The sequence below is a fragment of the Zestomonas ipomoeae genome (assembly GCF_057128665.1).
Map to the genome: position 1 here is coordinate 72,389 of NZ_JBSKHQ010000016.1, position 12,843 is coordinate 85,231.

Below are 12,843 nucleotides of genomic sequence, written 5' to 3' on the forward strand. Positions count from 1 at the left end.
AATCGCGCGCACGTCCCATTGCCCCGAGCGCGCCATGCACCGCCCCGAACTGCTTTCTCCCTCCGGCACCCTCAAGTCCATGCGCTATGCCTTCGCCTACGGCGCAGACGCCGTCTATGCCGGGCAGCCGCGCTACAGCCTGCGGGTGCGCAACAACGAGTTCGACCACGCCAACCTCGCCCAGGGCATCGCCGAGGCCCATGCCCAGGGCAAGCAGTTCTACGTGGTGGCCAACATCGCGCCGCACAATGCCAAGCTGAGGACCTTCGTCGACGATCTGGCGCCGGTGGTGGAGATGCGCCCGGACGCGCTGATCATGTCCGATCCCGGGCTGATCATGCTGGTGCGCGAGCATTTCCCGCAGATGCCGATCCACCTGTCGGTACAGGCCAACGCGGTGAACTGGGCCAGCGTCGAGTTCTGGCGACGCCAGGGGCTGAGCCGGGTGATCCTCTCCCGCGAGCTGTCGCTGGAGGAGATCGAGGAAATCCGCCAGCGCGTGCCGGGCATGGAGCTGGAGGTGTTCGTCCACGGCGCACTGTGCATGGCCTACTCCGGGCGTTGCCTGCTGTCTGGCTACATCAACCGCCGCGACCCCAACCAGGGCACCTGCACCAACGCCTGCCGCTGGCAGTACCAGGCCCACGGCGCGCAGGAGAACGAGTTGGGCGAGATCGTGCGCCAGGTCGAGCCGACCCTCGGCCTGGGCGCGCCGACCGACGAAGTGTTCCTGCTGGAAGACGGCAGTCGCCCCGGCGACTACCTGGCCGCCCACGAGGACGAGCACGGCACCTACATCATGAATTCCAAGGACCTGCGCGCCGTGCAGCACGTGCCGCGGCTGGTGGCCATGGGCGTGCACTCGCTGAAGATCGAGGGCCGCACCAAGTCCCACTACTACGTGGCGCGCACCGCCCAGGTCTACCGCCGGGCCATCGACGATGCACTGGCCGGCAAGCCGTTCGACCGCGGCCTGATGGACGTGCTCGAGTCCCTGGCCAACCGCGGCTACACCGAGGGCTTCCTGCGCCGCCACGTGCACGACGAGTACCAGAACTACCAGCACGGCAGCTCGCAGATCGAACGCCAGCAGTTCGTCGGCGAACTGACCGGCGAACGACGCAACGGCCTGGCCGAAGTGCGGGTGAAGAACCGCTTCGCGGTCGGCGACCGCCTGGAGCTGATGACCCCGCAGGGCAACCTCGACCTGCGCCTGGAGGCCCTGGAAGACCGCCAGGGCCGGCGCCTCGACGTGGCGCCGGGCGACGGTCATGTGGTCTACCTGCCGCTGCCGGAAATGCCGCTGGACTATGGGCTGCTGATGCGCGACGTCATCGCGGGGTAAGCAGGCAGGCAAGCAGGCCGCCGGTCTAACGGGCTTGCTTCTGCAAGCCCAGCGGTCCTCCATAAGGGCCCGATGCGTGACCCAGGAGGCCCGCCGTAATGGCCCATCCGACCCTCTTCGTCCCCCTGCGGGTGCTTCTTTCCCACACCCCTAGGTTGCGGTTGAGGAGCGTAGCGACGAAGCCCAACGAAACCACCACGCCACATGGCACGCCGCTGCGGGCGCTGCTGTTGCTTTTCCTGCTGGCGCTTGGCGCCTGTCAGCATCGGCCGGTCGCTTTTCACCAGGCCGGTGCGGAGCAGCCGCGTGGCGGGCCGATCGCGGCGTTGCGGGCCACCGCCTGCCCGCGCCCGCTAGACCGCCGCCTGCTCCTTGAGCAGCTCGGCGAAGTGATGCGCCTGCACCGGCGGGCTGATCAGATAGCCCTGGATTTCGTCGCAGCGCTGCGCCTTGAGGAAGTCCATCTGCGCCTGGGTCTCGACACCCTCGGCGACCACCTTGAGCTCCAGGCTATGGGCCATGGCGATAATCGCACGGGTGATGGCGGCGTCCTCGCCGCCGGCCGAGACATCGCGAATGAACGACTGGTCGATCTTCACGTAGTCCACCGGAAAGCGCTTGAGGTAGCTGAGCGAGGAATAGCCGGTGCCGAAATCGTCGATCGCCAGCTTGACGCCCAGCGCGCGCAGTTGGTGGAAGGTGCTGATCACGCTCTCGACGTTGTCCAGCAACTGGCTCTCGGTCAGCTCCAGTTCCAGCAGGCGCGGCGACAGCCCGGTTTCCTCCAGCACCTGGCGCACCAGGCTGGTGAGGTTGCCCTGCCGCAGCTGGTGTACCGACAGGTTGACCGATACGCGAATCTCCGCCAGTCCCTCGCGCTGCCAGTCGCACGCCTGTTGGCAGGCCTGGCGCAGGACGAACTCGCCAATCGGGCCGATCAGACCGGTTTCCTCGGCCAGGCCGATGAAGTCGCCCGGCGGCACCAGGCCGAGCACCGGGTGGCGCCAGCGCACCAGCGCCTCGGCCGCGTCCAGGCTGTCGTCGGCCAGGCGCAGCTTAGGCTGGTAATAGACCTCCAGTTGGCCCTCGTCGATCGCCTTGCGCAGCTGGTTCTCCAGTTGCAGGCGCTCCAGGGTGCAGGCCTGCAGGTTGTCGGTGAAGAACTGGAAGGTGTTCCCTCCGAGGTGCTTGGCATGCTGGGTGGCCATGTTGGCCTGGATGATCAGGGTGGATATCTCGCGGGCGTTGTCCGGCAGCAGGCTGATGCCCAGCGAGGCGCTGACCACCAGTTCATGGCCGCCGACCGTCATCGGCACGCGCAGCTTGGCGAGCAGGCGGCTGGCCAGACGTGCCAGGCTGGAAAGGCTGCCGTAGCCATCGAGGATCACCGCGAACTCGTCGCCGGAGAGCCGTGCCAGGGTGTCGGCCTCCGGCACCGCCTGGGTCATGCGGCGCGCCATCTGCCGCAGCAACTGATCCGCCACCTCGTGCCCGAGGCTGTCGTTGAGCAGCTTGAAGCGATCCAGGTCGATGTGCAGCAGGGCCATGCTGCGGCCGCTCTGCCGCGAGCGCTGGCTGGCCTCGTGCAGGCGCTCCTTGAACAGTACGCGATTGGCCAGGCCGGTCAGTTCATCGTAGTGGGAGAGGTAGCGCAGGCGCTCCTCGGCCTCCCGGCGTGCCGAGAGGTCGGCGAAGAACCCCACGATGTGGCTGACCTGTCCGCGTGAATTGCGCACCACGTTGAGTTGCAGCCACTGGGGGTAGAGTTCGCCGTTCTTGCGCGTCTCCATCAGCTCGCCCTGCCAGCGGTCGTGCTGCTCCAGCTCCTGGCGGATCAGCTGGTACTGGCGGCGCGCCTCGCGGCTGCCGATGAGGGTGGCGACGCTGCGGCCGATGACGTCTTCCTGGCGATAGCCGGTCACCTGGCTGAACGCCTCGTTGACGGCCAGCAGCAGGTAGTCCGGGTCGAGGATGACGATGCCCTCGCTGGCCGCCTCGAACACCGTGGCGGCCAGCCGCTGTTCCTCCTCGCGACGCTTCCAGGCGCTGATATCGCGCCGCGTGCCGAGCATGCGCAGCACGCGGCCCTGTTCGTCGCGCTCCACCGCGCGGCCACGGTCCTCGACCCATACCCAGTGGCCGTCGGTGTGGCGGATGCGGTACTCGACCTGGTAGCCGTCGCTCTTGCCCTTCATGTGCTCGACCAGTGCCCGGCGCAGCAACGGCAGGTCTTCCGGGTGCAGGCGCGGTTTGAGGTGGGTGAGCACGCCGCGCACCTGCGCCTGCTCGAGGCCGAAGATTTCCTGCAGATGGCTGTGGTGCACCTCGTCGGTCACCAGGTCCCAGTCCCATAGCCCCAGCTCGCTGGCCTCCAGGGCCAGGGCCAGGCGCGCCTCGCTCTTGCTCAGGGCGTGGCTGGCGGCATCCAGCTCCAGGGTGCGCTGGGCCACGCGCATCTCCAGCTCGTCATGGGCCTGGCGCAGCTCGCGTTCGGCACGGCGGCGCTGCTCCACCTCGCGCGCCAGTTCCTGGTTGAGGCCCTCGGCCTGGGCCTTGGCGTGCTCCAGGTGTTCGATCAGCGCCTGGTTCTGGAAGCGTTGCAGCAGGCTGCGCTGCACCAGCCGGTTGACCTGCCAGGCCACCACCAGCAGCGCGACGAACAGGATCAGCCCGAGCACGCCCCAGCCACGCTGCAAGGGCTGCTCGCTGGCCAACAGGTAGCCGAGGGTCGGCAGCAGGCAGGGCAGCGCGAAGGACAGGAAGGCCGCGCGACTGACCGCGTAGGCGACGCTGGCCGACAGGATCGCCGCGGCGATCAGCCCGTAGAGCAGGGCCTGCTGCAGGAAGGCATCGGCCGGCACCAGCGCGATGGCGGCGAAGGCCAGGGTCAGGCCCGACGCGCCGGAGCCCAGCAGGAAGGCATGCCGCCAGCGTGGATTGGCCTGTTGCGAGGGCCGCGCGGCATGGAAGGCCGCCACCTGGATCAGGCGCAACACCGCCAGCAGCACCAGCCAGACCATCCAGACGCTCAGCAGCAGGCGATGTTGCGGGCCCCATAGCAGCACGGTGCAGGCCAGGCCGTTGAGCAACATCAGCAGGGTGGGCAGACGCGAGCCCTGGTAGAGCAGCCGGGTGCGCTCGGCGGCGATGTCCGTGGCATAGCGCTCGACGGTCTGCCGAGCGTCGGCGGCCTGCGCGGAAGAATCGGCGGCGGGGGCGGTGGTCATGCGTCGTTGGCTGTTCTTGTATGTGAGCGACTTCACGTTGACGCAGCTTAACCGCCGGCGCGCAGTCGCTCCAAGCCTGGATCATGGCCAATTGCCCAGTGGTCACCCGTTCTTTCGGTGGGAAAAGCCGGCAAAGAGCCTGCCGGCAAGGGTTGCGCAGTAACCGGGGACGCCCCCGGATCAACGCGCCTGATGGGCCGCTAGCAGGCGGCGCTATCGCGGCGGGCGGTATATCGCCGCCGCGCCGTCCTGGTGCGGCGGTCAGCCGCCGGTCTTCATGGTGACGCGGGCATCCACCTTGCCGTTCTCGCCGCGGTCGAGGCTGACTTCGCTCAGGCGCACGCCCTGACTCTGCAGCTCGCTGAACCAGCGCAGCAGGTTGGCGAACGGCGCCTGGGTGAGGCTCACCAGCAGGCCCTCGCCGTCGCTGTCGAAACGCTCGACGGTCAGGCCATGCTCCTTGGCGCTCTGGGTGACCAGGCCCTGCAACTGTTCCGGGGCGAGGTTGACCTGCGGCTGGGCCGCCTGCTGGCGGGCCAGGTCGGCATTGGCCTGGAGATAGGCGTGCAGCTCGCGTTGCTGCTGGTAATAGGCGCGGGCGTCGCCGACGTGGCGGGCGACCGGCTGCCAGAGCATCAGGTAAAGCAGCGCGAGCAGCACGAAGGCGCCAAGCAGGCCGAGGGCCAGACGGTCGCGCGGCGGCAGTTGCTGCCAGCGCTGGCCCAGCGGCGAGCCGGCGGCGCGGGTGAGGACTTGCTGTTTGAGGGTCATCAGGGCCGACATGGCTTAGCTTCCTATCACGACACGGGCGGTCACGCCGTCTTCTTCCCGGTTGGCCGAGCCAAGCTGGACCGCCAGCCCGGCTTCGCTGAGGCGCTTGCGCAGCTGCTCCAGTTCGGCGAAGTCGGACGCGCGCACCTGCATGGCCAGGTCGCCGCGACTCTCGCTGTAGTCCAGCTGCAGCACCGACAGCGTCGGCGTGGCGCCCAGCGCGCCGGCGGCCTGGTCGAGCAATTGCAGGAAGCGCCCGCTGTCGGCGCTGGCCCCCTGGGACAGGTGCTCGTCGAACTGCGCGCGCAGGTTGACGATGCGGGTGTCCTGGGGGAACAGCTCCTTGTACAGCGCCTCGCTGGCGGCGGCGTACTGGTCGCCCTGGAATTGCAGGTACCAACCCTGGGCCAGGTTGAAGCCGAACTGCAGCAGCAGCCACAGGCCGGCCACCGCCAGCAGCGGCTTCCAGGCGGACCAGCCGCCCCCTTCGCTCTGCACGGCGAACTCGCCCTGGGCCAGGTCCACGGCGTGGCTGCGGCCCTCGGCCAGCAATCGGCGCGGTTCGTCCAGTTGCTGGTAGCCATCGAGCGACACCGGCGCCCGGGCACTGCGGCCATGGCCGTGGACCGGCGCTGGGCACTGGCTGGCCAGTTCCGGCCAGGCGGCGGCGGCGAAGGCCATGCGCGTCTCGTCGGCGCCGCCGAGCAGGCCGCGCTCTTCCAGGATCAATAACTGGGTGTCCTCGCGCGGCAGCAGGTCGGCGTCCATATGGATGGCGCCGACCGCCAGCCCGGCCGCCTGCAACTGGCGCAGCCAGCCGGCCAGCAGGTCGCGGCGCACGGCGATGACCCGGTAGCGGCCGTCCTCCAGGCGCTCGCCCAGAGCCAGATGCAGTTGTTCGACGTCCTCGGCCAGCAGTTCTTCCACCGCGTAAGGCAACGCCTGACGCAGCCAGCGCTCCTTCTGCGTCGGCAGGGCGACGGCGAAAGCGCTGCAGACTTCGGCTGGCAGCACCAGGGCAATCTCGCGACCGTGGGCGGCGGCGGCGCAATCGGCCAGCGTCAGCCAGGCCCCCGGGCCTTCGCTCGGCAGCCAGTACAGCGGGCGCTCGGTGTCGAGGGCGGGGCCGCCGTCAGGCGGTAGGAACAGGCAGTCCATGGAGGTCATCCTTCTTTATTTTTCGTTGCCGCAGGTCGTAGCGCCGGCTGGCCGAGGTTGCGCTGCACGATGTGCACCGTGCCCTTGCTGTCGCGTTGCAGGGTGCTGGTCAGCACCTGGTGGCGGTCGACCACCTGCACGTCGCTGACGACCTGGAAATACTGGCTGCCGACGGCCAGGCCGTCGCTCTTCATGCCGGTGCCGGCCAGCGCCGGCTGGCTCATGAAGGTCTGCACGTCCTTGTAGCCTTCCTTGCCGCGCCCGGCCACCAGTGCCTGCGCCGATCCCGGCGTGAGCCCCTCGGCGAGGGTGGCGAGCACCATGGCGCTGGCGGTGTTCACATTGAGCTTGGCGTCGGCCGGCAGGGCGCTGACGTAGGGCAGCAGCTTGCGGTAATCCTCGTCGCGCATGCCGAGCAGCAGGCGCAGCTCGGAAACGTCGGTCATCGGCCCGTTGGCCGGGCGATAGGGCGGATCGAGCAGCAGGTACTGGTTGTCCTCTGCGCCGTATTCGCCGCTGGGTTCCTGGTTACCGTCGAGCCAGTCGACCAGGCGTTCTGCGTAGGGCTGGTCGATCTCCAGGTGCCGCAGCAGGCGACGGAAACGCTCCAGCGCCGGCTGGTTGACCTGCTCGCCGCGCACCAGGCTGTTGAGGTTGAAGCGCCCGGACAGGTCCTCGATGCGCACGGCGATCTCGCCCTGCTCGATGGGGAAGACCGGCAGCGGCTTGGCCCAGGGTTCCTGCAGGTGGTCGACCGGCTGCTGCGGGTTGCTGCCCGGCGCCTTGAGGTCGCGTTGCAGGATGCCGCCGGCCAGCACCTCGCCGCCGAGGGCGTAGTGCATCGCCTGGCGTGCGTCGATCTGGTTGGCGGTGGCGCGGATCGCCAGTTGCTGGCGGGCGATCAGCCCGGCGCAGACCACGGTGACGATGGCCACCACCAGCAGCACGGTGATCAGCGCCACGCCGCGCTGTCGGCGGCTCATGGCTTGGTCCCCCCGGGTGTTTCGATGGGCGGCTCGGCGGGCGGCTGCTCGGGCTGGTCCGGATTGTTCGGATCGTCCAGATTGGGGATGTCGCCGGTCTGGCTGGCTTCCGGCTCGTCGGGCAGCCGCAGCAGGCGCACCAGCTTGCCGTAGCGGCGGTGTTCCAGGGTCAGTTCCAGCGCTTGCGGCAGGCCGCCGTCCTCGGCGCCGGCATCGCGATTGCCCTGCACCGGCCAGTCGTCGTGCCAGGTGCCGTTCTTGTCGAGATAGCGCAGTTCCAGGCCGACGATGTCGTCGAGCACTTTCTGCACCCGTGGCTGGCTGTCCACCGCCGGGTCCAGCACCACCCAGTAGACCCGCTCCAGGGTATTGCCGGCCAGCCGCCAGCGCACCCGCTGCAACTGCGAGCGCTGCACCCCGGTCGGGTTGCGCCAGCCGCTGCGGGTCAGTTCGAAGGCTGCGCTGCCATCCAGCGCCTTGCTTTCGCCGAGAAACACCGGGCGCTCGTCGCCGTAGCCATCGCGCACCGCCCGCGGACTGGCCTGCAGTACGTCGCGCTCCAGGCTCCAGAACGCCCGCGCCAGTTCGCGCAGGATCTGCTCCTGGCTGCGCGTGGCCTCGTCGCTGCGCAGCACGCTGTCGAGCATGCGGTAGGTGCCCAGGCCAAGCAGGGCGAAGATGGCGATGGCGATCAGCAGCTCCAGCAGGGTGAAGCCGCGCTGTCTCTGTGCACGGCTCATTGGCGCACCCCGAGGAAGCCGGTCAGGCTGATGGCGGCGCGCTCGCGCGGCGGCGCGCCCCGGCCGCGCTCAGGACGCGGCGCCACCCATACGGTGACGCGGCGCATGGCCGGGTCGCTGGTGGCCTCGATCTCGGTCTGGATTTCCCAGCGACGTCCGGCGTACTCCAGCTCGTCGTCGTCGCGGCCGGGGCTGGGGGTCGGCTGGGTCAGCTGCAACTCGGTGATATGGTTGTCGGCGATCCAGCCGGCCAGGGTCTTTTCCTCCAGACGCATGGCGTTGTTGAGGCTGCGGCCGGCGGAGGTCAGCACCACGGCGGCGACGGTGGCGAAGATCGCCAGCGCCACCAGTACCTCCAGCAGGGTGAAGCCCCCCACGCGGGCGGGCGACGTGGCTGCCAAGGGGCGCGCCGTTTCGGGGGCGTGGCCCGCTCCTACGGCGCTCATTTGCGCTCCTTGGCCGGCTCGGCCCTGGGCAGCTGGAAGCCATCGCTGACCAGCTCATAGGCGGCGCCCTTGCTGCCGCGCTCGCCGATGGTCAGGCGAAACGGCGACAGCTCGCCGCTGGAGAGGATCAGCAACTGCGGTTCCGGCAGTTTCTTCGGTTTGTCTTCGCTGGATTTCTTTTCGCCGCGATTGCTCAGGCCGGGCTGGTCCTCTTCCTCGTCCCTGACCGGTGCCGCCAGCTTCAGCGGCTCGCCGTCCAGTTCGAGGTCCAGGCGCGCCCAGGTCGGCAGGCGGTGTTCCTTCTGTCCGCTGGCAGGTGTCCAGCGTCCGTCGCTCTCGTCGTAGGCGAGCACGCGGTAGCTTTCCGGACGAATCAGCAGGCCGTACTCGCGGTTGTCCAGCACCGCCTCGTCGGCGAGCACGCCGATCAGCGCCGCCAGCCGCTGCGCTTCGTCGCGCATTTCGCGGGTCGCGCTGGAGTTGCCGGTGGACAGTACCGCCAGGCTGACCAGCACGCCGAGAATGACCAGCACCACCAGCAGCTCGATCAGCGTGAAGCCGTGCAGCCGGCGCGGCGCCAGGGCCGGGCGTCTATGCAGCAGGGCGCCGAACGTCGCTACCAGCGGTGCGCGCATCAGCCTTCCCAGTTACCGATGTCGCTGGCGGTATCGCTGCCGCCTTCCTTGCCGTCGGCGCCCAGCGAGTACAGGTCGAAAGCCCCGTGGGTGCCCGGCGCGAGGTACTGGTAGGGGTTGCCCCACGGATCGACCGGCAGGCGCTTGAGATAGCCGTCCTTGTTCCAGTTGCGCGGCTGCGGGTTGCCGGAGGGCTTCTTCACCAGTGCTTCCAGCCCCTGCTGGGTGCTCGGGTAGCTGCCGTTGTCCAGCTTGTACATGTCCAGGGCGGCGGAGATGGCGTTGATGTCGCCCTTGGCCACCGTGACCTTGGCCTGGTCCGGGCGGTTCATGACCTGCGGCACCACCAGCGCGGCGAGAATGCCGAGGATGACCACCACCACCATGATTTCGATCAGCGTGAAGCCTGCTTGACGTTGTTTCACTCGTTTACCCCACCAATTGGTTAAGAGAAAGGATCGGCAGCAGGATCGCCAGCACGATCACCAGTACCACCGCGCCCATGAAGACCAGCATGAACGGCTCGAACAGGCCCACCAGCAAGGCGATCTGTGCGCCCAGGTCGCTTTCCTGGTTGCGCGCGGTGCGGGCCAGCATCTGATCCAGTTCGCCGGATTTTTCTCCGCTGGCGATCATGTGCAGCATCATCGGCGGAAATTCCTTGGTGGCGTCCAGCGCCCGGGTCAGGCTGCTGCCCTCGCGCACCTTCTGCGCCGCCTCCACCACCTTGTCGCGGATGCGCAGGTTGGAAATCACCGCCGAGGCGATGGACAGCGCTTCCACCAGCGGCACGCCGCTGCGCGAAAGGATCGCCAGGGTCGAGGCGAAGCGCGCCGTGTTGGTCGCCCGGGCCAGCCGGCCCACCAGCGGAATGCGCAGGATGAACGCGTGCCACTTGCGCCGCAGGGTCTCATCGCGCAGCGCCACGCGCATACCCAGCACGGCGGCGATGATCGCCAGCACCACCAGCCAGCCCCAGGCCTTGACGAAGTCGCTGAGGGCGATCAGCCCGCTGGTCAGCCCCGGCAGCTCCTGGCCGGTGTTGACGAACACCTTGACCACGTCCGGCACCACGTAGCCGAGCAGGAAGCCGACGATGGTCAGCGAGGCGACCATCAGGATGATCGGATAGAGCAGCGCCAACTGGATCTTCTGCCGCGACTGCTGGCGCTGTTCGGTGTAGTCGGCCAGTTGGTCGAGCACCAGGCCGAGGTGGCCGGCATGCTCGCCCGCCGCCACCGTGGCGCGGTACAGCTCGGGGAAGGCCGAGGGATATTCCTTCAGCGCCGCCGCCAGGCTATGGCCTTCCATCACCCGCGCGCGCACGGCGAGCAGCATGGACTTGATCTTCTGCGAGGTGGATTGCGCGGCGGCGGCGCGCAGCGCCTCCTCGATCGGCAGCGCCGCCTGCACCAGGGTCGCCAGTTGCCGGGTCACCAGCGCCAGGTCGCGGGCGGACAAGCCATGGCCGAAGCTGAAGCCACCCGTGCCACGCTCCTCGCGGGCCTTGGCCTGCTTCACCTCCAGCGGCGACCACTGTTTTTCCCGTAGCAATTGGCGCGCCTGGCGCGGGCTGTCGGCTTCGAGCAGGCCCTTGTGCTGGCGCCCCTTGGCGTCGAGGGCGATGTATTCGAACGCCGCCATCAGCGAACCACGCCTGGCAACTCACGGCATTGCCGGGCCATTCGAAGGTGCCGCATGTTCATTCCTCCCTGGTTACCCGCAGCACTTCTTCCAGGGTCGTGACCCCTTCGCGGACCTTGCGCATGCCATCGTCGCGAATGCTCGGCCCGAGCAGGCGCGCGTGGCGGGTCATTTCCTGTTCCGAGGCACGGTTGTGGATCAGCGTGCGCATCGGGTCATCGAACACCACCAGTTCATAGATACCGGTCCGGCCGCGATAGCCGAGTTGCCGGCACTCGTCGCAACCCTTGGCGTGGTAGAGGGTCGGCGGCGGCGCCTCGGGCTCGATGTTGAGCATCTTGCATTCCGCCGCGTCGGCCAGGTACGGCTGCTTGCAGGCCGGGCAGAGCACGCGTACCAGGCGCTGGGCGAGCACGCCAAGCAGCGAGGAGGACAGCAGGAACGGCTCGACACCCATGTCCACCAGACGGGTGACCGCGCCGATGGCGCTGTTGGTGTGCAGGGTTGAGAGCACCAGGTGACCGGTGAGCGAGGCCTGCACGGCGATCTCGGCGGTTTCCTGGTCGCGGATCTCGCCGACCATCACCACGTCCGGGTCCTGGCGCAGGATGGCGCGCAGGCCGCGGGCGAAGGTCATGTCGACCTTGGTGTTGACCTGGGTCTGGCCGATGCCTTCCAGATGGTATTCGATGGGGTCCTCGACGGTGAGGATGTTGCGCGAGCCGTTGTTGAGGGTTACCAGGCTGGCGTACAGCGTGGTGGTCTTACCGGAACCGGTGGGGCCGGTGACGAGAATGATGCCGTGGGGCTTCTGCACGGTTTCCTGCATCAGCTGGCGGTCCCGCGAGCTCATGCCCAGGTGGGTCAGGGTCAGCCGGCCGGCCTGCTTGTCGAGCAGACGCAGCACCACGCGCTCGCCGTTGGCCGACGGCAGGGTGGACACACGGATGTCCACCTCGCGGCCGCCGACCCGCAGGGAGATGCGACCGTCCTGCGGCACGCGCTTCTCGGCGATATCCAGCTTGGCCATCACCTTGATCCGCGACACCAGCAGCGCCGCCAGCTCGCGCTTGGGCTGCACCACCTCGCGCAGCACGCCGTCGATGCGGAAGCGGATCACCAGGCGCTTCTCGAAGGTCTCGACGTGGATATCCGAGGCGTTTTCCTTGATCGCCTCGCCGAGGATGGCGTTGATCAGGCGAATGATCGGCGCATCGTCCTCCTGCTCCAGCAGGTCCTCGGTTTCCGGCACCTGGTCGGCGAGGCTGGCCAGGTCCATGTCCGAGCCCAGGCCCTGAACCATCTGCATGGCGGCGGAAGAGTCGTGCTGGTAGGTGGCCGACAGCGCCTGGTCGAAGGTCTCGGCGTCGACCCAGTCCAGCGCCAACCGCGTCCCGGCGAAGCGCTGCGCCTCCTGCAGCGCCATCAGCGGCGCGCCCTCGCGGGCACACACCCGCACCTGGCCCTCCAGCTCGCGCAGCAGCACGCCGTGGCGCTTGGCAAAGGCGAACGGCAGCCGCCGCCAACCGATCGGCGCGGCGGACTGCGCGTCCAGTTCGGCAAGCTCGGTGGAAGAAGACATAGGCAAGATCCAAATAGATAGAAGGGCCGGTTCCCTGACCGGCGGACATACTAACCGCGAATGCGCTTTAAAGCGCAGATGCCCAAACGGGTCAACTGGCTTTTCGGGCAGCGAGTCGCACAACCAGTGATGGACAGCGCACAGCGGTGGGTGTTCCAGTCGATAGGTAGGCAGCGGCCGGCAGGGCGACCGGCGGAAAATAGGGCATGCCGGCCGGCGGAAACAGCGCACAAATCCATCCGTGCGGCCAGGTTTGTTGAACAGTTGCGCACCGGTTCCCAGCGTACCGCGGGTGCAGCCGGTATCGTTGCC

Annotated in this window: 11 protein-coding genes; 1 reads left to right on the forward strand and 10 read right to left on the reverse strand. The window is 68.3% G+C overall.

Annotated elements, in window-relative coordinates:
* Nucleotides 1–34: 34 nt before the first annotated feature.
* Nucleotides 35–1,345, forward strand: a complete 1,311-nt coding sequence (gene trhP, locus ACWKV7_RS16970) for a prephenate-dependent tRNA uridine(34) hydroxylase TrhP (RefSeq protein ID WP_483858871.1) — start codon at nt 35–37, stop codon at nt 1,343–1,345.
* A gap of 353 nt (nt 1,346–1,698) precedes the next feature.
* Here the strand turns inward: trhP and ACWKV7_RS16975 are convergent, their stop codons facing one another.
* The 10 genes from ACWKV7_RS16975 to gspE all read right to left on the reverse strand — a co-directional run bounded on the left by ACWKV7_RS16975 (nt 1,699) and on the right by gspE (nt 12,531).
* The gene (locus tag ACWKV7_RS16975; RefSeq protein ID WP_483858915.1) at nt 1,699–4,572 is read right to left on the reverse strand and encodes an EAL domain-containing protein; all 2,874 of its coding nucleotides are present in this window, start codon (nt 4,570–4,572) and stop codon (nt 1,699–1,701) included.
* A gap of 261 nt (nt 4,573–4,833) precedes the next feature.
* Nucleotides 4,834–5,346 (reverse strand): type II secretion system protein M, encoded by a 513-nt coding sequence (locus ACWKV7_RS16980; RefSeq protein WP_483858916.1) that lies wholly within the window; start codon nt 5,344–5,346, stop codon nt 4,834–4,836.
* A 12-nt stretch (nt 5,347–5,358) separates the two neighbouring features.
* Nucleotides 5,359–6,501 carry a type II secretion system protein GspL gene (gspL, locus tag ACWKV7_RS16985; protein ID WP_483858872.1) on the reverse strand — a complete coding sequence of 381 codons (1,143 nt, stop codon included), beginning with the start codon at nt 6,499–6,501 and terminating at the stop codon, nt 5,359–5,361.
* Nucleotides 6,502–6,506: 5 nt separating this feature from the next.
* Nucleotides 6,507–7,484: a type II secretion system minor pseudopilin GspK gene (gene gspK / locus ACWKV7_RS16990; protein WP_483858873.1), complete on the reverse strand. Its 978-nt coding sequence runs from the start codon at nt 7,482–7,484 to the stop codon at nt 6,507–6,509.
* A complete protein-coding gene (gene gspJ, locus ACWKV7_RS16995; RefSeq protein WP_483858874.1) occupies nt 7,481–8,224 on the reverse strand; it encodes a type II secretion system minor pseudopilin GspJ in 744 nt (247 codons plus the stop codon). Before gspJ ends, gspK begins: the two co-directional genes overlap by 4 nt.
* Nucleotides 8,221–8,670, reverse strand: a complete 450-nt coding sequence (gene gspI / locus ACWKV7_RS17000) for a type II secretion system minor pseudopilin GspI (protein WP_483858875.1) — start codon at nt 8,668–8,670, stop codon at nt 8,221–8,223. Before gspI ends, gspJ begins: the two co-directional genes overlap by 4 nt.
* On the reverse strand, nt 8,667–9,305 hold the full coding sequence (gene gspH, locus ACWKV7_RS17005) for a type II secretion system minor pseudopilin GspH (RefSeq protein ID WP_483858876.1): 639 nt from the start codon (nt 9,303–9,305) through the stop codon (nt 8,667–8,669). Before gspH ends, gspI begins: the two co-directional genes overlap by 4 nt.
* Nucleotides 9,305–9,691, reverse strand: coding sequence for a type II secretion system major pseudopilin GspG (gspG, locus tag ACWKV7_RS17010; protein ID WP_483858917.1), 387 nt, complete (start codon nt 9,689–9,691; stop codon nt 9,305–9,307). The genes gspH and gspG overlap by 1 nt, the downstream gene beginning before the upstream one ends.
* A 43-nt stretch (nt 9,692–9,734) precedes the next feature.
* Nucleotides 9,735–10,949, reverse strand: coding sequence for a GspF family T2SS innner membrane protein variant XcpS (gene xcpS / locus ACWKV7_RS17015; RefSeq protein ID WP_483858877.1), 1,215 nt, complete (start codon nt 10,947–10,949; stop codon nt 9,735–9,737).
* Between the two features lie 58 nt (nt 10,950–11,007).
* Nucleotides 11,008–12,531 carry a type II secretion system ATPase GspE gene (gspE, locus tag ACWKV7_RS17020; RefSeq protein WP_483858878.1) on the reverse strand — a complete coding sequence of 508 codons (1,524 nt, stop codon included), beginning with the start codon at nt 12,529–12,531 and terminating at the stop codon, nt 11,008–11,010.
* Nucleotides 12,532–12,843: the final 312 nt, after the last annotated feature.